A 25,343-nucleotide genomic window follows, 5' to 3' on the forward strand; every position below is an offset into this window, starting at 1 on the left:
CCCGCTCCCGGGCGGGCCGCCGCGTGTGTCAGCTCGGCGGGTCAGCCGACGGCGATGCGCATCTGGTGCGGGACGACCGGCAGCGGCGACGGGCTGCCCGCCCCTGCGAGGAACCAGACGGTCTTGCCGCCCCGGCCCGAGCCGGCCACTCCCCAGTCGTCGGCGAGTTCGTCCACGATGAGCAGGCCACGGCCGCCGATCGAATCGACGTCCGCCTCGCGCTGGTGCGGCACGCCGTCGCCCTGGTCGAAGACCTCCCCGTACACCCAGGTGCCGTTGCTGCCGAGCCGGAGGGTGAAAACGTTCCCGCCGTGCCGTACGACGTTGGAGGCGAGTTCGCTCACGATGAGGGAGCAGTCGTCCACGAGCTCGTCCAGGCCCCACCGGCCGAGCTCGCGGCGGACGAGAGCGCGCGCCTCGGCGACACTCGCGCCGACGGCGGGCAGGAGGCATTCCGCGGTCCAGACGGGGGCCGGGTCGACCGGCGCCGTACCGAAGGGGAGAGTCACGCGCGCCTCCTTAGGCTCATGGGAGCGCTCCCACGGCTCAAGATACGGCACGCAACGCAGTCATGTGAATTCAAAGAAACAAGATTGTTTCCGGTCAATGCCCGATCTGTGATGGGCGCGAAGGAGGAAACGCCGTCGCTCTTCCGCGCTGCGCCGGGAGTGCGCACGTCAGCGGCGCCGCACCCGGCGCTCCCGGCCGCCACCCCGCGACCACGGAACGTGCCCACACAACTGGGGTCACCGTGAAAATAGCTGAAATACGACCATCCCTGACTTGCGATGCGCGCAGACCGAATCATCTCGCGTGTCCACTGTGAGGCATAAGGACATTTTCGTCCGAACTGTCCTCTCACCCGAGCGCGGTGATCCCCCAGCGATGGGCGACCCGCGCCCCCGGGGCCAGGCGCACCAGGCACTCGCCGGTCGCGAAGGCGTTCGGCGGGCAGCTCATCGGCTCGACCGCCACTCCGGCCCGCCGGTACGGCTCGGCCAGCGTGTCCCCGGTGAAGACCTGGAGCCATTCGACGCCGGGCGCGGCCCACATCTCCACGCCCCGCGAGCCGTCGGCCGTCCGGAGCCGGGCCCGCATCAGCCCGTCGCCGTCGCGCCGCAGGGACGTGTAGGGGGTGTCGAGCACCGTGCCGCCGATGCGGCGTCCCGCGCGGAAGTCGTACTCTGTGCCCTCGACAGGGCGGCGGCCGACCGGGATCTGCTGCTCGTCCACCGGGGTCCACTCGGCCGCGGGCACCTCGAGCACGGCGTCGTCCACCGTCTCCTCGCCGAGGGTGAGGTAGGGGTGCGCGCCCATGCCGTACGGCGCGACGCCCTCTCCCACGTTGACAGCCGTCACCTCGACCTCCAGGCCGGCCTTTCCCAGGGCGTACGACGCGGTCAGGTCGAGCACGTGGGGATAGCCGAGCTGGGGGAACAGCCGCAGCCCGAGCCGGATCGAGGCGTCGTCCCGGTCGAGGACCGTCCAGGGCATCAGGCGGGCGAAGCCGTGCGCGGCGTTGCCGGTCCTGGGCTCGGTGATCGCGAGCTGCCTGGTCTCGCCGTCGAAGTCGTACCTGCCGTCGCGCACCCGGTTGGGCCAAGGCAGCAGCAACTGCCCGGCGCCGCCCACCGGCTGCGCGTCCGCGGGGTACGACATGACCAGCGGCCGCTCGTTGTACGTCAGGGCCCGGAGGCCTCCGCCCACCTCGGTGACGGTCGCCGCGTATCCGTGCGCGGCGATCGTGTGCTGCGTGCCGGTCGGGGGGACGGGTTCGCGAACCGCAGGTTCTGTCATGAGAGGGATTTTCCCATCCATCCCATGACCCTCGCAGGGGCCTTGCGGAGAGGGCTCAGGGCCGAGCTGCGACGGATTCCTGGGGCGTGAGCCCGGCAGCGGGGCCGGGCCCACGTCTGGGCGTCACGAGGAGAGCGTCTGGCCCGTCAGGCCCTCCTGCGCGGTGAGCAACGCGCGCAGTTCGTCCGCGCTCTCGCCGCATGCGGTCATGATCAGGCCCCGGTCCATCTCGATCCGGGACAGCGACCTGGTCAGCCGGGTCGCGTACCAGCGGCCGGCGTCGCTCCTCCAGATCGACCAGCGACCGGCGTACTCGCTGCTCAGTTGTCTCCAGGCAGCGTCCTCGGCTGAGAACCGCACTCGTCACCACCTCCAGGCTCTGTGCCGGGAGACAACGGTGTGCTCATCCGGACACGATTGGTAGTGAGAAGCGGTCTCCCCCCTCCGGCGGCGCCGCCACCCCGGCCCCGATGAAGATCTTCCGCCGGTTGCGGTGACTTCACCACGACTTGATCCCCGTTCCTCCCGTACCACCCGTCTCATGCCGGGCCGCGGGAACGGCACTGGTGTTCGTGGGGCATGGGTGGCTGGGTACGAGAAGGCGGCCTGAACAAGCGCGGCCTGAACAAGCGCGACCTGAACGAGCGCGACCTGAACGAGCGCGACCTGAACGAGCGCGGCCGGGCACGAGGCGGCATCCGCGGCAAACGTCCCTTCTCCGGTCATGCCAGACATGGTTTTACTACCTTGCCGGACAGAGAGTCAGGGGAGAAATTCGAGAGGGCCGACATCCGACGAAGGGAAGGTCACTTATGCCCGGACTCCCGCGACTGCCGTTCGAGCGGCCCGACGTCCTGGGGATATCCCCCGGCTTCGGCGAAATGCGAGCCAGAGCGCCGATCACCAAGGTCACGACCGCCATGGGCGACGAGGCGTGGCTGATCACGGGCTACGAGGAGATACGGCAGGTGTTCGCCGACGACAGGTTCGGCCGTTCCCACCCCACCCCCGAGACCGCGGCCCGCCTGTCGAACAACGCCCTGCTCGGCGGCCCGACCGGCGAGTACGCCAAGGAGCGGTCGGTCCACAAGGAGATGCGGCGCCTGCTCACCCCCGCGTTCTCGGCCCGCCGCATGCGGAGGTTGTCGGACCGGATCGGCTCGCTGGTCGAGAACCTGCTCGACGGGCTCGCCGAGCAGGGCCCGCCCGCGGACCTGCACGCCGGCCTGTCGCTCCCGCTGCCGATCCAGGTGATCTGCGAGCTCCTCGGCGTGCCATACGAGGACAGGGACAGGTTCCGGGCCATCGCCGAGGCGATGACCGACCTGACCGATCCCGAGCGATCCGCCGCCGCCCAGCTGGAGATGAACACGTACACCTACGAGATCGTGAAGGCGAAGCGGGACGACCCGGGCGAGGACGTCTACTCCGACCTGGCGAACGCCTCGCTGCCGGAGGACGACGTGGCCAGGATCGCGGGCGGCCTGCTGTTCGCCGGCCACGAGACCACGGTCAACCAGATCGACTACGGCGTGCTGCTGTTCCTGCGCAACCCCGCCCAGCGTGACGCGCTGCTGCACGACCCCACCCTCGTGGACGGCGCGGTCGAGGAGATCATGCGGGTGGCCTCGCCGAGCGAACACGGGCTGGTGCGCTACGCGCACGAGGACGTCGAGGTCGCGGGGGTGCGCATCCGGGCAGGCGAGCTGATCATGCTGTCCACCCCGGCGGCCAACAGGGACGAACGCGCCTACCCCGACCCCGACACGTTCGACATCCGGCGGCGCGATCCCCAGCCGCACGTCGGGTTCGGCCACGGGCCGCACCACTGCCTCGGGGCGTCCCTGGCCAGGGTCGAACTGCGCGCGGTCTTCGGCTCCCTCTTCACGCGCTTCCCCACGCTGGCGCTCGCGGTGCCGTACGAGGAGCTGAAGGCGCACACCGACAGGCTGGCCGGAGGCTTTCAGGCGCTGCCCGTCACTTGGTGAACGTGGACCCGGCCGCGAACCCGTCGGCGTCGGTGCCGGCTTCGGTGCCGGTGCCGGTGCCGGCGTCGGCGTCGGCTTCGGCTTCGGCTTCGGCTTCGGCGAGTCGCCGGTACGCGCGGTCGCGCAGCCGCAGCACCACCGTCGCCAGCAGCGCCGCGACCAGCGAGCCGGTCAGGACCGCCAGCTTCACCTGGGCGTCGCGGGCCGTGCCCAGCCCGAACGCCAGCTCACCGACGAGCAGGGACACCGTGAATCCGATGCCGGACAGGATCGCCAGCCCGCCGACGTCCACCCACGCCAGCCCCTCGTCGATGTCCGCGCGGGTGAAGCGGGCGGTCAGCCAGGTGGCCGCCATGATCCCCAGCGGCTTGCCCACGACGAGCCCGACGACGACGCCCAGCGACACCGGGTCGGCGAGCAGGTTCGTCACCCCGCCCAGCCCGCCGAGCGGCACCCCCGCGGACAGGAACGCGAACAGCGGCACGGCCACCCCGGCCGAGATCGGGCGGAACCGGTGCTCGAAGTGCTCGGCGAGCCCAGGCCCCGCTTCCGGGCCGCCCGCCTTCTCACTGCGCAGGACGGGAACGGCGAAGCCGAGCAGCACCCCGGCCACCGTCGTGTGCACGCCCGAGGCGTGGACCAGCCCCCAGGTCACTGCGGCCAGCGGGAGCAGCAGCCACCACGAGCGCACCCGCCGTTGCACCAGCACGGTGAAGACGCCGAGCGGCACCAGCGCCGCCAGCAGCGGCAGCACCGACAGGTGCGACGTGTAGAACACCGCGATGATCACGATGGCCAGCAGGTCGTCCACGACGGCCAGCGTGAGCAGGAACGTGCGCAGCGCGGCGGGCAGTCGCCGCCCCACCACGGCGAGCACCGCCAGCGCGAACGCGATGTCGGTGGCCGTCGGGGTCGCCCATCCCCGCACCTCGCCGTCCATGAGCGAGTTGACCAGCAGGTAGAGCAGGGCCGGGACGATCACACCGCCGACCGCCGCCGCGACCGGAACGACGGCCCGGCGAGGATCGCGCAGATCCCCGGCCACGAACTCGCGCTTGAGTTCAAGGCCGGCAACGAAGAAGAAGATCGCCAGCAGCCCGTCCGAGGCCCACTTGGCGAGGCTGAGGTCCAGGTGCCACTCGGCCGGCCCGATCGTCGCCGAGCGCAGTCCCGCGTACGCCTCCGACCAGGGCGAGTTGGCGAAGACGAGGGCCGCGACGGCGGCGATCAGGAGCAGCGCGCCGCCGATCGTCTCCTTACGGAGGATGTCGGCGATGCGCCGGGTCTCGGCCCGGGAACTGGGACCGAGAAGGGACAGACGGCGGCTCGGGGCCATGGGCGCTCCGTTTCCGGGCTCGGTTCGACGACCGCCGACCAGACTTCCCGGCACCCCAATCTCATCCTATGGGCGAATCGGATCGAATCATCGCCACTGCACCCCCGCTGCGCCTTTCGTCCCACGGATTCGCCTCGGAGAGCGCCCGCTCACGGGTGCCGGCGACGGCAGGTTATCGATCCGCACCACGACGCGGTCGCCGGTGACGGTCACAACGAGGCGGACGTCCCGAGCCCACCCGGCCCAGTCGACCTGGCGCGGCCGGCCCGGCGGCGGAGCCGGCGCGGGCTCGCGCGGCGCGGGGCGGCCCCGCGGGAGGCGACCCGGCCCAATCGACCCACCCGGCCCCTCCCACCGGCTCGGCTGTCGCTCGGTACCTGCTCGCCCGGTGCCTGGTCACTCGATGGCTGGTCGCCCTGTGCCTGCTCGCTCGATGCCTTCCCGCCCCGTGCCTGGTCGCCCCGCGCCTGGTCACTCGGTGGCTGGTCGCTCGGCGGCCTGGCCGTTCCGTGTTCGACCGCTCCATGTTCGACCGCTCCGTGTCCAGCCCTGCCTGTCGGTCCTGGGAGGTGTCAGAACGGCGGTTCGTCACGTTCGCCTCCGAGCAACGATCCGTGCGTCCCGGCCTCGCCCTCCGGCTTCGGTGGCGTTGCTACTCCCGTCTACGCTTGGGGAGCCTCCTGCGGGAGCGGTGGTTCGCTGGCCGGACTCATGGTGGGGGTGTCGGAGAGGTCGCCGAGGTACCGGTAGGCCGGTGTGCTGGTCTGGCTGCGGGGATGAGGACTGCAGGTGGTGATGATGATCTTCGGAAGAGGGCTGGGGTAGCGGTGCCCCAGCGGGCTGGTCCAGACAACCAGGTGCGGGCCGGCGGTGCTGACGCGCCAGCCGCCGTGGTGCCGGGCGCGGTGGTCGTGGCGGCAGGCCAGGTGCAGGTTCTCCGCCTTCGTGGGCCCCTGCTCAGCCCATGGGAGGATGTGGTCCTGGTCGGTCCGGGTGGCGGGCGTGCGGCAACCGGGCCAGGAGCAGACCCGGCCCCGGATTTGCACATATCGTCGTAACGCCGCTCCGGCCTGACGCCGCCGCTCCGAATCCGCCGCGCCGTCCGCCGACCCCTCTGCTCGCCCGTCCGCCATGCCGTTCCCGTACCGGTCCCCGTGCCGGGCGTCTGCCTCATCGCGGTCCTGTACGGCAGCACTCTGGACGGGGCCGCCCAGGGCGGTGCCATCGAATGCGGTGCTATCAGGTGCAGCGCCGACGGACACGGTGCCGACGGAAGCGGTGGCGGCCTCGCCGGTGGTCAGGAGGGGGGCGGCGTGGGTAGACAACTCCGCGACGACCGGCGCCCACGCTCCTAGGACGCCGACGGGCTGGGCGACCAGCATCCGCAGGTGACTGAGGGTGATCTGTAGTTCGACGAGACCGCCACGCCGCCGGTCACGGGCGGGGCGGTTCCGGCCGGGGGTGTGGGGGCGGGCCCGGGTGAGCCCGGTCAGCGCCAGATGGCCACTGTCGTAGCAGATGGCGTATCGCCACTGCCCAGCGAGCATGCCCTCGACGATGCGCCGGGCCAGGCAGGGGTGGACAACTCCCCAGCCAGGCAGCTGGGCGGGATGCTCGTCCAGGCCGAGCAGCGTGGTGAGCTCCACCCGGATCTCTCGCACCATCCACCCTCCGGTGCCCGGCCGGGCATCGGCATCCGCCTGAGTACGAGCTTGGGCATGCCGGAACCCCGCCCTAGCGGGCCCGGCTTTACCGGACCCAGCTATGTCGGGCACTCGCTTGTCAGACTCGGCCCCACCCCGCCCTGTCTGCTGATCAGGCGTAGGCACTTGAGGCGCTGTTCCTTCCGGCCCTGCCGGGTATGGCTCCGTTAAGTGTGAGCCGCTCGCGGGCGACAACCCGCCAGCTCCATCCTTTGAATGGCTGCAGGTCTCGGCGTCACGGACGTCCGCGGCCGCGCCACCGTCGGCGTCGGCGTCGGCGTCGGCGTCGGCGTTGGCGTCGGCGTCGGCGTCGGCGAAACCGTCGGCGCCGCTGGCCCCGCCGATGTGACCGCCACCCGACTCATCAAGGTCACCGTCAGGACGCATGCCACGGCCTCCGGGGTGGTCAGGGCCGTCACCACTGCCCCTGCTACTGCCGCCGACGCTGGTGTCACCGTCAGAAAGGTTGGGGTCGTCGGTGCCAGGACGAACGCCGTCACGGCCTCCGGGGCGGTCAGGGCCGTCATCGCCGCCCCCGCTACTGCCGCCGACGCTGGGGTCACCATCGGGCGCGTCACCGTCATCGTCCTCTTGGGCGGCGAGGTTGTCGTGAAAGGGGTGGCAGAGGACGTGGGTGACAATCTCCTCATCCGACATCCCCTCGAACGTACCGTCCAGGCTTCCGAGGAAGAGGTCCACCCGGATGTGGTCGATTGGACGACGGTCGCCGGCCCGCTTACACGCCCGCGCCAATTCGTCGATTCGGTCGCACCCGGCCGCCGCCCGATCCAGTGGCAGATCCAGTCCGGACACGGTTGCGGTGCCGTCCTCAGTGCGAGTCCCCACTACACGGCGGCGGCGTACCGCCTCGGCGTACCGGCGCTCGGCCCAGGCAGGATCGATCGCCAACGCCAGGCGCTGGATCCGCTCGATCAACTCCCCCACCGTCCAAGAGGACGCCTGGGGCACGAGCTGGTCGCACACGAGAGCGGCCTGCTCGTCGGTCAACCCCACGGTCCAACGGACGAACGCAACCGCCCGGGGTTCGTCCAAGATCCCGGCCAGCATCGCCTCGCCCAGGATCGGCAACCGGCGGTGAACATTCCACGCCAGCTCGAAGGTTGAATCGGCGCGGCGGCGTGACCACACCAGTGCCGCCCGCGCCTCATCCGGGCCGAACTCGTCCGGCACCTCCAACCGCACCACGTCGTTGCCCGAGAACGAGTCCCGCAGTCCCACCTCCAGCAAGGTCCGCAAGAACCACGCCCGGTCATGGCAGACCTGCCGGTAGGCCGCCTTGAGCACTTCCACCGTGTCGAACCCCGAGACGCGCTCCACATTCACCTCGGCGAGCAGCCCGGCCAGTTCGGCACCTGGAGGTGTCATCGTGAGCCCGTCCGGAATCGGAACCGCAGTGCGCGGCGGCGGCGACGCGCCGGCCCCGCTCACCCTGTGCGGAGAGGAGGAGCGGGCACGATCAGAAGCGGACGGCGCAGGCGGCGAAGTGGGCGCGCCAGGCGCGCGAGCGACGGACGGGACGCTCTGCCCGCACCGTCCCTGTGTCCTGGGCCGCGTGGAGGGCACCTGAAACAAGGCGGACGCGGACGGGCCTGGCATCGGCGGGGACCTCCTTCACAGGCCGAAGACGAAAGCACCATGGGCTCCCGGTCACCTGGACCGGAACTTACTCACACAGACTCGGCTACTTCATCAACCGGCACAGAGGCCACAGACCAGAACGCCAACCGCATGATCCGTAACAACTACTTCAGAGGCTAGCCGAACACGTGCTCGAAAACAAGCTTGACCAGCACAAACGTGGGATCACAACCGACGCCCTATCCACAAGCCGAGATCGAGCGAGCGGAGCGGAGCGGAAGACCGCACGCGGAGGACGGGGCCCGGAAGACGGGGGCCCGGAAGACGGGGGCCGAAGGCCACGCGGGGAAGGCGGGGGGCACGACAGGCCACGCGGGGAAGGCAGGGGGACGGAAGACGGGGGCACGGAAGACGGCGCGGGGAAGGCAGGGCGCGGAGGGCCGCAGAGATAGAGAAAGCCCAGGTCGGCTATGCCGACCTGGGCTTTCATCTGGTGCGCCGCCAGGGACTCGAACCCCGGACCCGCTGATTAAGAGTCAGCTGCTCTAACCAACTGAGCTAGCGGCGCCCGCGATGTCCGTAACCTTAGCAGTCCCGCGAAGGTCGCGCACATCGCTCGGTGATCGGTATGTCGTGGCTCAGCTCCGCCAGGCGCCGCTGGAGAAGGGAACCGGCTCGCCGCGCAGGCCCGGCCCGTCGCCCCACTTGGTGATGACGTACTGGATCGGGATGTGGCCCTCGTCGCCGCTGACGCTCAGCGTGTCCTCGTTCCAGGTGGTGCCGGTGAGCTCGGCGAAGGTCTTGCCGTCGATGTCGAGCATGACGCCGCTGTCCGAGGGAACGCCCGGGCCGCGGTCGCCGATGAAGAACTTGGCCTTCTTGCCCTTGTAGAAGATGTAGCCCTCGGTGCCGAGCGGCCAGCTCGGGCTGGCGAACAGCCCCTGCTGCATGGGTGCGCCGATGGCCGGCGTGCCCGTGTCGCCCTGGCGGCCCGAGGCGTCGTCCCAGAAGTAGGAGCCGGTGGTGCTGCCCTGGAGCAGGACCTCTTCGTGCGCCGGAATGGCGAGGGAGGGCTGGAGCGCCGGCAGGGCGGCGGAAACGTTTGCGGCCTCCTTGACCGGCTGCTCGACGGGCGCGGGCACGGCGGCCACGAGGGACGCGGTGACGGCCGCCGCACCGACAAGCGTCGCCGCGGCGGTGAGGCGTCGGTTGCCACGCAGGCCAAACAGAGTCTTCATCAGGGCTGGGGATCTTTCGTGAGACGACAAAGAATGGCCATGCGTCATCTAGGGACCTGCGTGCGGCAGACCACGAAGACGGGCCACGTGTCCGGGCGGAAGAAGTCGGTCACCCGGAGGCGTGTGCGCTGAAGCTATGGCGATCGGCCGGAAGGCCGTCGTGAGTCAGACGTGTGATCCGAGATGCCTTGGCTCAGAGGTCGATGTGGGGTCACCCACGGTGATCTCCTCTCCAAGTCCAATCCAGCCACCGGTCGGCGGCAAATAGGACACTACAGGACGAGTCAGGATGAAGCAAAGTATACGTCGCATAGCGCCCAGAAGATCTACCCCTGGCCCTGTTTACCCCAAGAGGGCCCACGGCTCGCCGCCTCACCTTTGTGATGTTGACGGTGCGTGACCGCAGGCGCGATCCACACACGGTAAAGCGCAGAGGCCGTACGGCAAGAGACCACAAAGGAAATCACCGGGGACGGCGCGCTGAAGCAGCTCACAGCAAAAGTGGAGCCGCCGAGCGAGAGGAAGACCGCCGGTTTACCAAGGCAAAGGTCGTTTTCCCCGGGATGGGCCGGGACGAGCCCCGCTCCGTCGCAAGGACGGGGAGGGGATTATCGGACTCTGCCGGGACGGCGGGAGCGAGGCCCGTTCGCCGGCGAGGACGCAGAGGACACTTTCGGGCTCACCGAGGGCGGCCCGGGCCGAGGCCCGTTCCCTGTCCAGTGCACTGTCCATCGATGTTCACCGTGGTGGGGAGGCCGGAGCGAAGGCCCGGACACGGGTGAAGCGGAGCGGAGCGGACCGGAGCGGACCGGAGCGGACCGGAGCGGACCGGAGCGAAGGCCCGGACGCGGGCGGAGCGGGCCGCACCGAAGGCTCGGACATGAGTGGAGCGGAGCGGGCTTCGCGGAGGATCGGAGCTCGGCGCAGTGTCCGACCCGGCCGAAGCTCGTGGACACCCCGCCGGCGAGGAGGGGACGACGGGGCGGAGAACGGGTACAGGACCCTGGAAATGCCGGAGCCGGGCAGTCCCCCAACTGCCCGGCTCCGGATCAAAGCGGTTCCGCCAGGAATGCCCTCCCCAAAGGCACCGGCGGGCCCCCGCTTTCTGGACGCGGTTCCCCCATCCGCGTCCTTTATTAAGAAAGTCTGTCGCCCTCTTCCGAGGACCTGCTTCAACAGTACAAGCGGCCCTGTCATGAACTCGTCATAGGCAGGTTGATTTCCGGCCTACATCCGAACGGGCTCCGCCCGCCCGTGCTACTTCCCGAGGTCCAGCCTGACCTCGGTGCCCTTCTGGAGCGACCGGCTCACCGTGCAGTGGCGCTCGTGGACCCGTTCGGCGACGGCCTCGAAGACCTCGCCGGTGTCCTCCGGAGGCAACTCCACGTCGTAGGTCACGGTGACCGATCGCAGCAGCGTCGGGCTCTCCTTCTCGGCGGAGACCTCGACGGCCAGCCGTACAAGCCGGTGGCCGCGCTTGGCGGTGAGCGGCTCGACCGTCATGACGTTGCAGCCGCCGACGGCGGCCAGCAGCAGCTCCACCGGGGTGAACAGACCGTCACCGGAGCCCATCGTGATCTCGGCACCGCGCTCGTTGCGGGCGACGAACCCGTCTTCGGTGCGCTCGACGCGTACAGAGCCCATGACCTCACCCTACTGGCAGCGCCAGCCGGACGAGCGTCCCTCCACCTGGGGCGGTACTGGCCGACACGCTACCGCCGTGGCTGTCCACGACCTGGCCCACGATGGCCAGGCCCAGCCCCGATCCGGGCAGCGACCGCGCCGAAGGCGCGCGGTAGAAGCGGTCGAAGACGTGCGGCAGGTCATCCGGGGAGATGCCGGGCCCGTGGTCGCGCACCGTCAGCACGCCGCCCCGCAACGACACCTCGACCAGACCGCCGGACGGGCTGTACTTGGCCGCGTTGTCGAGCAGGTTGGCGACGGCCCGGGCGAGCCGGTCGGGCACTCCCCGCACCACCGTCGGCTCCGCCGACAGGGAGTACGCCGTCGACGGCCAGTGCCTGGCCGCCCTGGTGACCTCCCGCTCCACGAGCTCGTCGAGGTGCACGCTCTCCACGAGCACGGCGGGCTCCTCGTCGCGGGCCAGCTCGACCACGTCGGAGACGAGCGCCGTGAGCTCCTCCAGACCGCTCATCACGGCCCGGCTCACCTCCTCGTGGACCTCCTGCGGCAGGTCACCTCTCATCAGCAGCTCGATGTTGGTCCGCAGGGCGGTGAGCGGGGTGCGCAGCTCGTGGGAGGCGTCGGCGACGAGGCGCTTCTGCGACTTCGCGGAGCGTTCCAGGGCATCGAGCATGGTGTTGAAGCTGCGGGCCAGGCTGCCGAGCTCGTCGTCCCCCGTCACGTCGATCCTGGTGGTCAGATCCCGGGTGGTCGCCACCCGTCCCGCCGCGTCCTTGAGCGCGTTGACCGGCCGCAGCGCCGCCCGGGCGGCCAGCCAGCCGAGCGCCCCCGACAGCACCAGGCCGCCGAGCGCCACGGCGAAGAACGGCCAGCCCAGGTCGTCGACGTCGGCGAGGGCGGCCAGCACGCCGTTGGGGGGCGCATCGCCGTAGCCTCCGTAGCGCTCGTACGTCCCGTAGTGGTCCATCGCCCAATCGACCCGGCGGCAGGTGATGACGTAGGCGGCCACGATCGCGACGATCACGCTCACCGCGCCGGCCAGCGCGGAGGCCATCGCGAGCCGCCACCGGAGCTTCACGGCTCCTCCCCGGTGACGGGAGAAGCGGTGGGCTCCCTGAGCGCGTACCCGAGGCCGTGGACGGTGTGGATCAGCCGCGGCTCGCCCCCCGCCTCGGTCTTCTTGCGCAGATAACCGATGTAGACCTCCAGGGGGTTCGACCCGGGCCGGAAGCCGTAGCCCCAGATGCGTTCGAGGATGAGCTGCCGGGTCAGCACCTGGCCGCCGTTGCGGATCAGCAGATCGAGCAGGGCGTACTCGGTCCTGGTCAGGTCGATGAGCCGCCGGCCGCGGCGGGCCTGCCTGCTGTCGGGCAGCAGGACCAGGTCGGCGAACCCGGCCTCCGGGGGCGGCGCGGCGCGGCGGAGCAGGGCGCGCACCCGGGCGAACAGCTCCTCGAGCGCGAACGGCTTCACCAGGTAGTCGTCGGCTCCCGCGTCCAGGCCGGCCACCCTGTCGCCGATGCCGTCCAGGGCCGTCAGCATGAGCACGGGCAGCCGGTTGCCGTCTCCGCGCAGCGTCCGGCAGACCTCGATGCCGTTCATGCCCGGCATGAGCACGTCGAGCACCACGAGGTCGGGCGCCGCACCGTCGATGGCGTCGAGGGCGTCCATGCCGTCCGCGGCGGTCGCCACGCCGTACCCCTCCACGCGCAGCGCCCGCGCGATCGCGTCGCGGACCTCGGGTTCGTCGTCGACGACCAGCACCTGTGTCTTGACCACATCGCCATTGTGACGTGCGGAGATGAGAAGTTGCTGAGCGTTCGTCCCTTTGCTCAGGCGTCAGGGTGTTTGGACAGATAATCGACATAGACCGGCCGGAGCGCGTCGCCGAGCTCGCCCTCGCCCGCCCCGATCGCGTCGCTGAGCAGCGCCGAGACCCTGCTGAGGTCGTTCGCGGTCTCGTCGCTGTTGCCGCTCGCGGCCTCGGCCGCCGGGATGACCTTCAGCAGATCCCACAGGAATCCCAGGTCGCCGTGCCGTACGGCGTAGCGCACGGCACGGTCGTGCAGCTCCTTCGCGGGGAGCGACTCGAGCTCTTCCACGTCCATCCGATCTCACCCCCAACTCGTCGGTTTCCCCCAGGTTTGCCGCTTATACCCCCGAGGTGGGAGAAAGACCGCCGGAATCGGACCGGCTTTTTACGGTCCCCCCGGCCCTCGGCACAGCTCCTCCCGCCCTCGGCGCGGGCCGCCCATTCCGGCCACCCGCGAACCGCGCACTCTTTGCCGTGCCATGGAAGGATTCTTGAGGTGAAGGTCATACTCAAGATCATCGTGGTGGCCGCGGCCCTGTGGGCGTCCACCAAGCTGGTGGACGGCATCACCGTCAGCGCCGGTTCCACCGCCAAGCAGATCGGCACCCTCCTCGCGGTCGCGCTGATCTTCGGCCTCGTGAACGCCGTCATCAAGCCGATCATCAAGACGATCGGCTGCGCGTTCTACGTGCTCACGCTCGGGCTGTTCGCCCTGGTGGTGAACGCCGCCCTGCTCCTGCTCACGAGCTGGCTCGCCGAGCAGCTCGACCTCCCCTTCCACGTCGACGGATTCGTGGCCGCCTTCTGGGGCGCCATCGTCGTCGGCGTGATCAGTTGGATCCTCAACATGATCCTCGGCGACGACTGACCGGCCCGGGGCGGGTGCGTCATCCGCCCCGGGGTCACACCTGACGCGAAAGCATGTATTCTCAGTAGGGAATTAGTACTTCGCGAAGGAGCCGGCCGATGAGCGTGGACGTGCACCAGCACCTGTGGACGCCGTCCCTCGTCGACGCGCTGCGCCACCGCACCCGCCCGCCATACCTGGACGGATGGACGCTCGTCCTCGACGGCGAGCCGCCGTACGAGGCGGATCCGGCCGACCACGACGTGGAGATCCGGCGCAAGCGCAACGCCCACCTCGACCTCGCCCTCGTCTCCCTGTCGAGCCCGCTCGGGATCGAGCAGCTGCCGCCGGAGGAGGCGTGGCCGCTCATCGACGCCTATCACGCCGACGCCCACGCGCTGCCCGCGCCGTTCGGGGCCTGGGCCGCCGCCCCGGTGACCGACCCCGATCCCGTACGGCTCTCGCACGCCCTCGACCAGGGCCTGGCCGGGCTGCAGCTTCCGGCGACCGCGCTCGGCGACGCCCGGGGGCTGGCCCTGGCCGCCCCGCTGCTCGACGTGCTGGAAGAGCGCGGCCTGCCGCTGTTCGTCCACCCAGGTCCCGCCGCGGCGGCGGGCCCGGCCTGGTGGGCCGCCGTCGTGCCGTACGTGCAGCAGATGCACGCCGCCTGGTACGCCTTCGAGGCGTTCGGCCGGCCCCGGCATCCCCGGCTGAAGGTGTGCTTCGCGCTGCTGGCCGGGCTGGCCCCGCTGCACAGGGAGCGCCAGCTGAGCCGGGGCGCCACCGGTCGCGGCCTGGTGGATCCCGATCTGTTCCTTGAGACGTCGTCCTACGGCCCCCGGGCCGCCGACGCGGTGATCCGCGAACTGGGGATCGACGTCCTCGTCGCCGGGAGCGACCAGCCGTACGCCGAGTCGGCGTGGCCGGACCCCGGCGACCCCGCACAACGAGCTGTCGATCATGCCGTCCGCGTGGCCAACCCCGGCCGCCTGCTGTCCCGGAAGGAGTCGCACCAATGAGCACGCCCACGATCCAGGAAGGCGCGCTCTGCGCCTCCTCGTCCGGTCCCTTCGGGGACCTGCCCGCCCGCGCGCTCGACCGCCGCGAGCTGCTCGCCCTGGTCGAGGACCTGGCCGCCCGGCCCGAGCTGTGGCGTCACCACCTCGGCTTCGAGGGCGCGCAGGACGGGGGACGCCACTACGTCTCGCTGCACCGCGACTCGTACGTGGACGTATGGCTGCTGTGCTGGCGGCCCGGGGACGACACCGGCTGGCACGACCACGACGTCTCCTCCGGCGCGGTCCGCGTGGTGGCCGGCGAGCTGAAGGAGTGCAACCCGCGCATCGGCGGCGTCCACCTGGAGACGCCGGTCGTGGAGGGCGAGGCCTTCTCGTTCGGGCCCGACCACATCCACCGGCTGACCGGTGAGGCGCCCGGCTCGGTCTCGATCCACGCGTACTCGCCACCGCTGTGGCGCATGGGGCAGTACTCCATCACCGATGACGGGACCATGCGCCGTCTTTCGGTCGGATACGCCGACGAATTGCGCCCGCTCGACCCGGCTTAGGGCGACGCGAGTAGTTCGTTCATCACACACGGTGACGCTAGGCTTCTGCCATGACCAGCGTGCTCGATGACTGGCTCCAGCCCCGCCCGGGAGGCGGGGCCGGGGGCGTCTCCGATCGGTTCTCCCGGCTCCGGCCCCCCGCCGCCGAGCGGCGGGACGGCGATGACCGCGCCGACCACTCCGGCGCCGATCGCCCCGACGCCGGCCTCATCCCCACGAGCCCCCAGACCCGATTCCACGAGCGCATGACCTACGGCCTGCGCACGGTCCTGAACGCGCAGGTCCCTGGCGACCTGGTGGCGGTCAGCCGGATGGACGTCCTGCTGGGCCCCGATCGGCGCGCCCGTCCCGACGTGTCCCTGGTGGACGACCTCGCCGCCTCCGACGACCGGAGGACCTGTTACCTCGCCGAGGAGGTGCGCCTGGTCATCGAGGTCGTCGGCCCCGACTCGGCCGAGCCGGACCGCGACATGCGGCCGCGGCACTACGCGGCGGCCGGCATCCCCCACTTCTGGCGGGTCGAGAGCACCGACTTCCGGCCCTTCGTCTACTCCTTCGAACTCGACGCCGACGGCGCCGGATATCAGGTGACCGGCGTCCACCACGCCCGCCTCGCGGTGGACGCCCCCTTCCCCATCACCATCGACCTCGATCGGCTGCCGCGCTGACTATCCCGCCTGTTCCGGCGCCGGGCGGGCGGCGAGCATCCCCGACACCAGTTGGAGGGCGCACGCCCCGAGCCCGGCGAGCAGGGGCACCGTCCAGCCGCCGGACAGCTCGTGGAGCAGGCCGAACGCGAGCGGCCCGATCGCGGCCAGCAGGTAGCCGCTCGACTGGGCGACCGCCGACAGCGCGGTCACCGAGGCCGGATCGGGCGCCCGCAGCGTGATGATCAGCAGGGCGAGCGCGATCGAGGCCCCCTGGCCGAGCCCGAGGACGATCATCCAAAGCCACGGTGTGACGGTGGGCGCGAGCAGCACCCCCAGATATCCGGCGACGGTCAGCAGCGCGGCCGCGGCCACGTGCGGCGCCTGGGAGCGGGCCCGGCCCGCGTGCAGGGGGACGACCAGCGCCGCAACGATCTGCACGAGGTTCGTCAGGCCCAGCAGGTATCCCGCCTCGTCGGCGGGCAGTCCGGCGGCCTGGAACACGGTCGGCAGCCAGGCCAGCACGACGTAGAAGGTCAGCGACTGCAGCCCCATGAACGCCATGACCGGCCACGTCGCCGGCGCGCGGAGCAGCGTCGCGTACGGCCGGCGGCCGGGGTCCCCGGGCCGGGAACCGCGGGCCTCGCGTGTCTCAGGGGACGACGGCGCCGGAGACGCGAGCTGCTGCGCGCCCGCCGCCGCTCGTGCCGTCTCGGCCGGGGGGACCTCCGGCTGGGCCGCCTTCGTCCGGGCTCGCGGCTCCGGAGGCGGCGCAGCCTTCGTCCGGGCCCGCGGCGGCCGAGGTGGCGCAGCCTTGGTGAGCGCCAGCCGCCACAGGGCCGCCGCCAGCAGCGCGAGCAGGGCCGGCGCCCCCGCGGCCGCCCGCCAGCCGGTCTGCCCCGCCAGCGGGACCATCGCCGCCGAGGCCGCCGCCGCCCCGCTCACCATGACCGAGACGTACAGGCCGGTGAAGAGCCCGACCCGGTCCGGGAAGTGCTGCTTGACGAGGCCCGGCATGACGACGTTCATGACGGCGATGGCCGTGCCGGCCAGGGCCGCGCCGCAGTACAGCGCGGGCACGCCGTCCGCGCTGCGCAGGGCGACGCCGGCGGCCAGGACGAGCAGGCCGGCCAGCAACGTGCGGTCCAGCCCGATGCGGGCGGCCAGCGCGGGCGCGACCGGGGCGAGCAGGCCGAGGCACGCCACCATCACCGTGGTGATGGCGCCGCCTCCGGCGGGGCTGAGACCGAGGTCCCGCATGATGGCAGGGAGGAGCGGTGACACGCCCGCGAGAGCGGGCCTCAGGTTGAGCGCCGCCAGGACGAATCCGGCGATGAGCAGCGCATCCCCGCGGCGAACCACGATCTCCCTCATCACCCGCCAAACCCTACCGGCGCGGTGTCGCGAGGGCCGTCCGTCCCCGGCCGCCCTGGCGCTAGGGTTCGGTCGGGAGGTGGGCGGCCATGGCGGAGGAGCACGTCCAGTCGCTGGCCCGGGGTCTGGCGGTGATCCGGGCGTTCGACGCCGCGAGCCCGGAGCTGACGCTCAGCGAGGTGGCCCGCAAGACCGGTCTCACCCGGGCCGCGGCGCGCAGGTTCCTGCTGACGCTCGCGGACCTGGGCTACGTACGGACCGACGGGCGGCTATTCGCGCTGTCGCCCCGGGTGCTCGAACTCGGCTACGCCTACCTGTCGAGCCTCTCCCTGCCCGAGGTCGCGCTGCCGCACCTGGAACGGCTCGCCGCCGAGGTGCACGAGTCGGCGTCGGTCTCCGTGCTGGACGACACCGACATCGTCTACGTGGCCCGCGTGCCGACGGCCCGGATCATGCGGGTGACGATCGCCATCGGCACCCGCTTCCCCGCCTACTGCACCTCCATGGGCCGGGTGCTGCTCGCGGGGCTCCCTCCGGAGGATCTCGACGCCTACCTCGCCCGCGCCGCCCTGGAGCGGTTCACCCCGCACACCACCACCTCGCCGGACGCCCTGCGCGCCGCGCTCGACCGTGTACGGGCCCAGGGCTGGGCCATGGTGGACCAGGAACTGGAAGAGGGGCTGCGCTCGATAGCCGCGCCGATCAGGGACCGCGGCGGCCGGGTGATGGCGGCCGTCAACATCTCCTCGCACGCCAGCCGCACCACCGTGGAGTCGGCCCGCCGCGACCTGCTCCCCCCGCTGCTCGCCACCGCCGCCGGGATCGAGGCCGACCTGCACGCCACCGGAGGCGCGAGCCGCGCACAGCCCGGCAGTCCGTGACCCGCGCCGCCCACCCGCATACCCGGCCCCCGCACTCGGCCTCCGCGCACTCGGCCCCCGCACGCCCCCACTTCCCCACAAAAACGACCAACTTTCACCAGAAGAGTGACAACGTTGTCTAGGGTTGTGAAATGGGAGATGATCCCTGCGTGGAAGAGACGAGACGCGGCCGTCCGACCATGAACGACGTGGCCGCCGCGGCCGGTGTGGCACTCAAGACCGTCTCCCGCGTCGTCAACAGCGAGCCCGGCGTCAACGCCGCGACCGCGAGCCGCGTGCAGGCGGCGATCGAGCGCCTCGGCTACCGCCGCAACGACAGCGCGCGCATCCTGCGCCGGGGCCGCACGGCGAGCATCGGCCTGGTCATCGAGGACGTGGCCGACGCCTTCTACTCCAGCCTCAGCCGCGCCGTCGAGGACGCCGCGCTGCACCACGGCTATCTGCTGTTCACCGGGTCGTCCCGGGAGGACGCGGCCCGCGAGCGCGACGTCGTGCTGGCCTTCTGCGCCCGCCGCGTGGACGGGCTGATCATCGTGCCGGCGGGAAGCGACCACGGCTACCTCGCGCCCGAGCTCGAAGCCGGGATCAAGGTGGTCTTCGCCGATCGGCCGCCGGGCGCGGGATGCGAGGCCGACACCGTCCTGTGCGACAACGTGGGCGGGGCCCGCATGGGCACGGCCCATCTGATCGCGCACGGCCACCGCCGCATCGCCTTCCTCGGCGACTCCCCCCGGATCTTCACCGCCGCCGAACGGCTGCGCGGCTACCGGCAGGCGCTGGCCGCCGCCGGCCTGCCGTACGACGAGGGCCTGGTGGCCATGGGGCCTGCGGACCCGGCGCGGATGCGGGCCGACCTGACCCGGCTGCTCACGGCGTCCGAGCCTCCGACCGCGTTGCTGACCGGCAACGGCCGCACCACCGTGGAGACCCTGCGTGCGCTGGCGTCGCTCACCGACGCCGCCGACGCGGGCTCCGCAGCCGGCCTCGCCCTGGTGGGGTTCGACGACTTCGAACTGGCCGACCTGCTGGGCGTCACCGTGGTGGCCCAGGATCCCGCCCGGCTCGGCCGTACGGCCGCCGACCTGCTGTTCATGCGCCTGTCCGGGGACGAGGAGCCGACCTGCAGGATCGAGCTGGCTACGCGGCTGGTTCCGCGGGGCTCGGGCGAGCGTCCTCCCCTCCCCCTCCGGGACCGTACGGCGGGCTGACCCGCCCTGACCGGCCGCCGCGCGGATCGCCCGCAGATCGCCGCGCAGGTCACCGCGCAGGTCACCGCGCAGCGCGAGCACGACGGCGATCACGCCGCAGCCCGACAACGCGATGGCGAGATGGGCGGGCACGAGCTCGGCGACAGCGCCCACGGCGGCGGCGCCCAGCGCCTGGGCCGTCATCAACCCGGAGGTCTGCAGGCCGAACGCCTGCCCGCGCGCGGCCTCGGGAACCGTATCGAGGAACCGACGCTGGAGCCCCAGGTTGTAGGCGAGCCCCGCCGCGGCCAGGGCGGCCAGCGCCGCCGCCCCGGCGACCCCCGGGCGGGCCGCGAACCCGAGCAGCGGCGCGCCCAGCAGGAGCGCCAGCGGGAGGGTCAGCCGTTCGCGCGTGGCGGGCGCGGCGAACCTGCCGACGGCGAACTCCCCCACGCCCATGCCCGCCGCCGCGGCGGCCAGCACGACCCCCGCGCCCCACGCCGATCCCTCACCTGTGAGGTAGGGCACGTAGACGGCCTCCGCACCGACCGAGAGCATCGGCGGCAGCCACCCGGCCAGCAGCAGTCCCCTGACGGCCCGGTCGGCCAGCAGCGCCCGGTTGACCCGCAGCGTCGTCCGTACGGCCCCCGTGTCCCGAGTCGAACGCGTGTGCCGAGTCGAACGCGCCTGTCGAGTCGAACGCGTGGGGCGGGGGGAACGCGTGGGGCGGGGGGAACGCGTGGGGCGGGGGGAACGCGTGGGGCGGGGGGAACGCGTGGGGCGGGGGGAACGCGCCGGGCGGTCGCGCAACCCCCGACGGGTCAGCGCCGCGCTGCCCAGCGAGAGCGCGGCGGTGATCAGCAGCGCCCCGTGCGGGCCGGTCACGGCGAGCAGGGCCCCGCCGACGGCCAGGCCGGTGACCTGCGCGCCCGCCGAGGTCGTGGTGAACACGGCGCGGCCGAGCACGTACGCGTCCCCCGCCAGCACGTCGGGCAGCACGGCGGCGCGCGCGGCCGAGAACAGGGGTGCGGGCACCCCCGCCGCGAACACCAGCGCGAGCATGACCCCGATCGGCAGGTCACCGATACCGAGGCCGCCGATACCGAGCACCAGGCACGTGCCCACCCGCAGGAGGTCGCCCGCGACCATGAGGGCCCGCGGTCGCCACCGGTCGGCGAGCGACAGCAGGAGCATCCCGCCCGCCACCTGCGGGAGGAACCCGATCATGTACGCCAGCGCGGCCAGCCCGGGCGACCCCGTCCGCGCGTAGACGAGCACGGAGAACGCGAGCATCTTCACCGTGTCACCCAGGACCAGCAGGAGCTGGCTCCCGAACAGCACACGGAACTCCGCGACGGCGAAACACGCCCGGAACGTCGATCTCTCCTGGTTCGCAGCCTCGTTCGCGGCCTGGTTCGCGGCTTGGGTCACGGCGCACCTCCCGGCGCCCATGCTCGGCGCGGGGCCCCCGGGCGCGCTAACGTTTCGGAAATGGCCGAAGGGTGAGCGTGTGTACCGGATCGAGGTGAGCCCGCAGGACATCGCCGCCAGCCGGTTCGCGATCTCCCCGCTCAACGAGACCATGCACGCGATGTGGATGCTGTCGGGCCGGATGCAGGCGGGCGCGCACGCGTCCTGGGCCGCGACGGCGCGTCCCCGGTTCGCTCGGCTGCTGTCCGGCAGCCCGGGAGCGCGCGCGATGGTCGCGCTGTTCCGGCATGGCGCCTACATCGCCGACTTCATCGCGCCGCCGCCCACCGGGATCGACGTCGCCTTCGCCGAGGAGATCGCGGCGATGCGGGCCACACCCCTGGAGCGGGCGCGGGCCGAGATCGCGATGTCCCTGGACGGGCGGCCGCCGCCGCCCGCCGAGATCATGGGGGTCCTGGAGGACGACGACGTCGTCGCGCTCCTGGCCGACGGGATCGAGCGCACCTGGACCGAGCTGGTCGCGCCGCAGTGGCCCCGCTTCCGGGCGATCCTGGAGCGCGACGTGATCCAGCGGGCCGGGCGGCTGGCGACGTACGGCTGGGCGGCGGCGCTCGACGACCTCGGCCCGCGGGTCCGCTGGCGGCCGGCGTCGGCCCGCATCGAGGTGGCGGCACCCGGCGGCCGGGACGAACGGCACCGGCTCGGCGGCCGCGGCCTGCTGTTCCTGCCCAGCCTCTTCGTCCGCAAGGTGATCGCCTACCTCGACGAGGCGTGGCCGTACGCGCTGGTGTATCCCGCCCGTGGGGTGGCGGCTGCGCAGCCGCGGGCGGGCGGCGCGACCGCGCTCGCCGGGCTGGTCGGCAGGTCTCGGGCCCGGATCCTGGCCGAGCTGGAGACCCCGGCGACCACCACGCAGCTCGCCGCCCGCCTCGGGCTGGCGCTGGGCACGGCCGGCGGCCACCTGACCGCGCTGCGCGCGGCCGGGCTGGTCGCCGGCGCCCGGGTCGGACGGCAGGTCCTCTACCGCCGCACCCCGCTCGGGGACGCGCTGGTGGCCGGCCGCCTCGACTCCCTCGGCTCCTGAGACTCAGCCCTTGAGACTCAGCCCTTGAGCGCGCCCGCCATGAGGCCGCGCATGAAGAACCTGCCGAGCAGCACGTAGATGACCATCGTGGGGATGGACGCCAGGATCGCCGCCGCCATCTGCTGGCTGTACGGCGTCGTCACGGCGCCCGCGATGTTGTTGAGCATGACCGTGGTCGGCCAGGAGCTCGGCCCGGTGAGGAAGACCGCGAACAGGAAGTCGTTCCACATCGAGGTGAACTGCCAGATGATCACCACGGCGAACGCCGGGCCGGAGACCGGCAGCACGATCGACCAGAGCGTCCGCAGCATCCCCGCGCCGTCGACGCGGGACGCCTCGATGAGCTCGTCCGGGATCGTGACGTAGTAGTTGCGGAAGATCAGCGTGCAGATCGGGATGCCGTACACCACGTGGGCGAGGACCAGGCCGGGGATGCCGCCGTACAGCTGCACGCCGAGCGTGTCGCCCACGTTCACCATGAGCTGCACCAGCGGGATCATCACGCCCTGGTAGGGGATGAACATGCCGAACAGGAACAGCGTGAACAGCACGTCGGCGCCGGGGAAGCGCCACTTGGACAGCACGTACCCGTTGAGCGCCCCGAGGGCGGCGGAGATCAGCGAACCGGGGACCGCGAGCAGGAAGCTGTTGACGATTCCGGGTTCGAGCTTCTCCCAGGCGACGCTCCACGCCTCGGTCGTCCACACCTTGGGGAGGTTCCACGCCTGCGTGGGGTCGGCCTCGGTGAGCGGCTTGAAGCTCGTGACCAGCAGCACGTAGACCGGGATCAGGAAGACCAGGACGAACAGCAGCAGCAGGACGAGCCGCACCCACATGCCGGCCCGGCCCTTGTCGCGGACCGGGGCGGCGGGCGCCGTGCGCGGGGCCTTCTCGGCGACGTGCGCGGTCATGAGCGCTTCCCCTTACGGGCGTCCCAGATCAGGTAGGGCACGACGAAGACGGCGACGGACAGCACGATGTAGGACGCGATCGTCGCGCCCTTCGCCGGGTCGTGGGAGTCGTAGACCGCCGTCCACATGAACGTCGCGGGCACGTCGGTGATGATCTGCTTGCCCGACACCGCGACGACGAGGTCGAAGACCTTCAGCGAGATGTGGCCGAGGATGATCAGCGCGGACAGCGTCACCGGGCGCAGCATCGGCAGCACCACGTGCCGGTAGACCCCCCACTCGCTGCAGCCGTCCACCCGGGCGGCCTCGCGCAGCTCTTCCGGCACGCCCCGGAACCCGGCGAGGAACAACGCCATGATGTATCCGGACATCTGCCAGACCGCCGGGAGCGCCATGGCGGCCATTCCCCAGTCGGGATCGCGGAACCACTGCCATTGCAGGAAGTCGAGCCCGAGATAGTGGAAGAGCCGGTTGAGCCCGACCGCGTGCTCACCCGTCGCGCTGTTCATCAGCCAGCGCCAGACCACGCCGGTGGCGATGAAGGAGACGGCCATCGGGAACAGGTAGACGGCGCGGAAGCCGCTCTCCGCCCGGATGCCCTTCTCCATCAGGAAGGCGAGGAGCCAGCCGAGGACGAGCGCGCCGCCGACGAAGACCACGGTGAAGACGATCGCGTGCCGGACCGAAAGGCCCCAGCGCTCCTCGCTCCAGATTCCGGTGAAGTTCTCCAGCCCGACGAAGTTGCCGGGGATCTCCGCGATCTCGTCGTGCTTGTCGGTCATGGCGAGCTTGAAGTTCCAGCCGAGCAGGCCGTACACGAAGACCGCGATGAGGATGATCGACGGCGACACCAGGAGTAGCCCGGGCAGCCATCTGCGCACCCGTGTCACTTGTACCTCTCAGGAGTCGAGTACGGCCCACGCCGTTGTGGACCCGGCGTGGGCCGTACGAGGAGATCAGCTCACTGGCCGCTGTTCTTGGCCGCCGCGACCAGCGCCTGCTGGAACTTGGCGACGTCGTTGTCCTGCTGGAACAGACCGACCGCGTCGGTGATGGCCTGACGCCACTGGTCGTTGGCGACCACGCCGTGCTGGATCGAGCCGGCCAGCTTGTCGCTCGCCCACTGCTCCAGGTCCCACGACAGGTAGTCCTTGTAGAGGGACTGGTCGGCGTCCTTGCGGGCCGGGATCGAGCCCTTCAGCGGGTTGAACGCGTCCTGGCCCTCCTTGCTGGCGGCCACCTTCAGCCACGCGATCGCGCCGTCGCGGTTGGGCGCGCCCTTCGGCAGGGTGAAGCTGTCGGACAGCCACATGAAGGTGCCGTCCGTGCCCGGCGACGCGGCCCAGTCGAAGTCCTTGTGCGACTCCTTGCCGAGGCCGCCCTCCGGCGGGTTGTGGAAGTAGCCGTAGGCCCAGTCGCCCATGATGTTGAAGGCCGCCTCGCCGTCGGCGACCTGCTTGGCCGCCGGCTGCCAGTCGTCCTGCGGGCTGCCCGCGTACGACAGGATGGTCTTGAAGTTCTCCAGCGCCTTGGTCACGTTCGCGTTGGACCAGTCGGCGTTCGCCGTCCACAGGGCGTTGTACGCGTCGGTGCCGAGCGAGCCGAGCAGCACGGACTCGAGCAGGTGCACCAGGGTCCACTGCGAGCCGATCGACAGCGGGATCTTCCCGGACTTCTTCACCTTGTCGAGGTCGGTGATGAACTCCTCGACGGTCTTCGGCGCGCCGTCGATGCCGGCCTTCTTGAGAACCGAGGGGTTGAACCACAGCACGTTCGACCGGTGGATGTTCACCGGCACGGAGTACACCTGGCCCTGCACCGAGATCTGGTCGATGAGCTGCTGCGGGAAGACTTCCTTGAGCTTCAGCTCGTCGTACAGGAAGTTCAGCGACTCCAGCTTGCCGCTCTTGATGTAGCCCTGGAGCTCGGCGCCCGCGTGGCCCTGGAAGGTGTCCGGGGGCTGGTTGGCCTGCAGCTTGCTCGACAGAAGCGCGCGGGCCTGGTCGCCCGAGCCGCCCGCCACCGCGGCGTCGAAGAACTCGAAGTTCGGGTTCTGCTTGGCGAAGATCTCACGCATCGCCTTGAGGCCGTCGGCCTCACCGGGGCCCGTCCACCACGAGAAGACCTCGACCTTCCTCGCGGCCTGACCGCCTCCACTCTCCTGCTTGTCACCGCCACCACAGGCGGAAAGAGTGAGCAGACCTGCAACAGAGACCGCGACGGCCGCCATCCACCGTCGTCTCATCGCAACATTCCTTTCCTGCTTTTCACGAGGATTTCGGGCCCCCGAAGACAC

Annotated in this window: 22 protein-coding genes, 1 tRNA gene and 2 pseudogenes; 8 read left to right on the forward strand and 17 right to left on the reverse strand. The window is 71.3% G+C overall.

Annotation, left to right across the window (positions count from 1 at the left end):
- Positions 1–41 precede the first annotated feature (41 nt).
- The 3 genes from BXA11_RS26945 to BXA11_RS26955 form a co-directional block, all read right to left on the reverse strand.
- Positions 42–509: an ATP-binding protein gene (locus tag BXA11_RS26945; protein WP_051761290.1), complete on the reverse strand. Its 468-nt coding sequence runs from the start codon at positions 507–509 to the stop codon at positions 42–44.
- Between the two features lie 349 nt (positions 510–858).
- Complete coding sequence (locus BXA11_RS26950; RefSeq protein WP_076438972.1) at positions 859–1,797, reverse strand: aldose 1-epimerase family protein; 939 nt, start codon at positions 1,795–1,797, stop codon at positions 859–861.
- Positions 1,798–1,920: 123 nt separating this feature from the next.
- Positions 1,921–2,157 carry a hypothetical protein gene (locus tag BXA11_RS26955; protein WP_030505980.1) on the reverse strand — a complete coding sequence of 79 codons (237 nt, stop codon included), beginning with the start codon at positions 2,155–2,157 and terminating at the stop codon, positions 1,921–1,923.
- 452 nt (positions 2,158–2,609) lie between these two features.
- Here BXA11_RS26955 and BXA11_RS26960 point away from each other — a divergent pair, with 452 nt between their 5' ends.
- Positions 2,610–3,785, forward strand: coding sequence for a cytochrome P450 (locus tag BXA11_RS26960; RefSeq protein ID WP_076438975.1), 1,176 nt, complete (start codon positions 2,610–2,612; stop codon positions 3,783–3,785).
- Here BXA11_RS26960 and nhaA read toward each other — a convergent pair.
- The 9 genes and pseudogenes from nhaA to BXA11_RS27000 form a co-directional block, all read right to left on the reverse strand.
- The gene (gene nhaA / locus BXA11_RS26965; protein WP_083744607.1) at positions 3,775–5,121 is read right to left on the reverse strand and encodes a Na+/H+ antiporter NhaA; all 1,347 of its coding nucleotides are present in this window, start codon (positions 5,119–5,121) and stop codon (positions 3,775–3,777) included. The genes BXA11_RS26960 and nhaA overlap by 11 nt on opposite strands.
- Before the next feature lie 662 nt (positions 5,122–5,783).
- On the reverse strand, positions 5,784–6,785 hold the full coding sequence (locus tag BXA11_RS41560; RefSeq protein ID WP_083744608.1) for an HNH endonuclease signature motif containing protein: 1,002 nt from the start codon (positions 6,783–6,785) through the stop codon (positions 5,784–5,786).
- Between the two features lie 792 nt (positions 6,786–7,577).
- Positions 7,578–8,441, reverse strand: a pseudogene (locus BXA11_RS45815) (DUF222 domain-containing protein); the annotation flags it as partial.
- A 473-nt stretch (positions 8,442–8,914) separates the two neighbouring features.
- Positions 8,915–8,991: transfer RNA gene (locus tag BXA11_RS26975), tRNA-Lys, on the reverse strand.
- Positions 8,992–9,061: 70 nt separating this feature from the next.
- A complete protein-coding gene (locus BXA11_RS45820; protein ID WP_076438979.1) occupies positions 9,062–9,661 on the reverse strand; it encodes a hypothetical protein in 600 nt (199 codons plus the stop codon).
- Positions 9,662–10,918: 1,257 nt separating this feature from the next.
- The gene (locus BXA11_RS26985) at positions 10,919–11,305 is read right to left on the reverse strand and encodes an OsmC family protein (RefSeq protein ID WP_076438981.1); all 387 of its coding nucleotides are present in this window, start codon (positions 11,303–11,305) and stop codon (positions 10,919–10,921) included.
- 4 nt (positions 11,306–11,309) lie between these two features.
- A complete protein-coding gene (locus BXA11_RS26990) occupies positions 11,310–12,383 on the reverse strand; it encodes a sensor histidine kinase (RefSeq protein WP_076438983.1) in 1,074 nt (357 codons plus the stop codon).
- Complete coding sequence (locus BXA11_RS26995; RefSeq protein ID WP_076438985.1) at positions 12,380–13,084, reverse strand: response regulator transcription factor; 705 nt, start codon at positions 13,082–13,084, stop codon at positions 12,380–12,382. The genes BXA11_RS26990 and BXA11_RS26995 overlap by 4 nt, the downstream gene beginning before the upstream one ends.
- Positions 13,085–13,137: 53 nt before the next feature.
- Entirely contained in the window at positions 13,138–13,413 is a 276-nt protein-coding gene (locus BXA11_RS27000) for a hypothetical protein (RefSeq protein ID WP_076438988.1), read from the reverse strand.
- Positions 13,414–13,614: 201 nt separating this feature from the next.
- On the opposite strand from BXA11_RS27000, the gene BXA11_RS27005 reads away from it, so the two are divergent.
- The 4 genes from BXA11_RS27005 to BXA11_RS27020 all read left to right on the forward strand — a co-directional run bounded on the left by BXA11_RS27005 (position 13,615) and on the right by BXA11_RS27020 (position 16,200).
- A complete protein-coding gene (locus tag BXA11_RS27005; RefSeq protein ID WP_076438990.1) occupies positions 13,615–13,986 on the forward strand; it encodes a phage holin family protein in 372 nt (123 codons plus the stop codon).
- Between the two features lie 98 nt (positions 13,987–14,084).
- On the forward strand, positions 14,085–14,984 hold the full coding sequence (locus tag BXA11_RS27010) for an amidohydrolase family protein (protein WP_076438993.1): 900 nt from the start codon (positions 14,085–14,087) through the stop codon (positions 14,982–14,984).
- A complete protein-coding gene (locus BXA11_RS27015; protein WP_076438995.1) occupies positions 14,981–15,532 on the forward strand; it encodes a cysteine dioxygenase in 552 nt (183 codons plus the stop codon). The genes BXA11_RS27010 and BXA11_RS27015 overlap by 4 nt, the downstream gene beginning before the upstream one ends.
- Positions 15,533–15,582: 50 nt before the next feature.
- Entirely contained in the window at positions 15,583–16,200 is a 618-nt protein-coding gene (locus tag BXA11_RS27020; protein ID WP_076438997.1) for a Uma2 family endonuclease, read from the forward strand.
- Here the strand turns inward: BXA11_RS27020 and BXA11_RS27025 are convergent, their stop codons facing one another.
- Positions 16,201–17,553 (reverse strand): MFS transporter, encoded by a 1,353-nt coding sequence (locus BXA11_RS27025; protein WP_083744610.1) that lies wholly within the window; start codon positions 17,551–17,553, stop codon positions 16,201–16,203.
- Positions 17,554–17,642: 89 nt separating this feature from the next.
- Here BXA11_RS27025 and BXA11_RS27030 point away from each other — a divergent pair, with 89 nt between their 5' ends.
- Positions 17,643–18,434: an IclR family transcriptional regulator gene (locus BXA11_RS27030; RefSeq protein ID WP_076438999.1), complete on the forward strand. Its 792-nt coding sequence runs from the start codon at positions 17,643–17,645 to the stop codon at positions 18,432–18,434.
- Between the two features lie 149 nt (positions 18,435–18,583).
- On the forward strand, positions 18,584–19,642 hold the full coding sequence (locus BXA11_RS27035; protein WP_239105106.1) for a LacI family DNA-binding transcriptional regulator: 1,059 nt from the start codon (positions 18,584–18,586) through the stop codon (positions 19,640–19,642).
- A gap of 327 nt (positions 19,643–19,969) precedes the next feature.
- Here BXA11_RS27035 and BXA11_RS44875 read toward each other — a convergent pair.
- Positions 19,970–21,205 (reverse strand): annotated as a pseudogene (locus BXA11_RS44875) (MFS transporter); the annotation flags it as partial.
- Here BXA11_RS44875 and BXA11_RS27045 point away from each other — a divergent pair.
- Positions 21,132–22,136, forward strand: coding sequence for an ArsR/SmtB family transcription factor (locus BXA11_RS27045; RefSeq protein WP_076439003.1), 1,005 nt, complete (start codon positions 21,132–21,134; stop codon positions 22,134–22,136). The pseudogene BXA11_RS44875 and the gene BXA11_RS27045 overlap by 74 nt on opposite strands.
- 17 nt (positions 22,137–22,153) lie before the next feature.
- Here the strand turns inward: BXA11_RS27045 and BXA11_RS27050 are convergent, their stop codons facing one another.
- The 3 genes from BXA11_RS27050 to BXA11_RS27060 form a co-directional block, all read right to left on the reverse strand.
- Positions 22,154–23,047: a carbohydrate ABC transporter permease gene (locus tag BXA11_RS27050; protein WP_083744611.1), complete on the reverse strand. Its 894-nt coding sequence runs from the start codon at positions 23,045–23,047 to the stop codon at positions 22,154–22,156.
- Complete coding sequence (locus BXA11_RS27055; protein ID WP_239105107.1) at positions 23,044–23,928, reverse strand: carbohydrate ABC transporter permease; 885 nt, start codon at positions 23,926–23,928, stop codon at positions 23,044–23,046. The genes BXA11_RS27050 and BXA11_RS27055 overlap by 4 nt, the downstream gene beginning before the upstream one ends.
- An 80-nt stretch (positions 23,929–24,008) precedes the next feature.
- Complete coding sequence (locus BXA11_RS27060; protein WP_076439005.1) at positions 24,009–25,292, reverse strand: ABC transporter substrate-binding protein; 1,284 nt, start codon at positions 25,290–25,292, stop codon at positions 24,009–24,011.
- Positions 25,293–25,343: the final 51 nt, after the last annotated feature.

This window comes from Microbispora rosea (assembly GCF_900156315.1).
GTDB lineage: Bacteria > Actinomycetota > Actinomycetes > Streptosporangiales > Streptosporangiaceae > Microbispora > Microbispora rosea.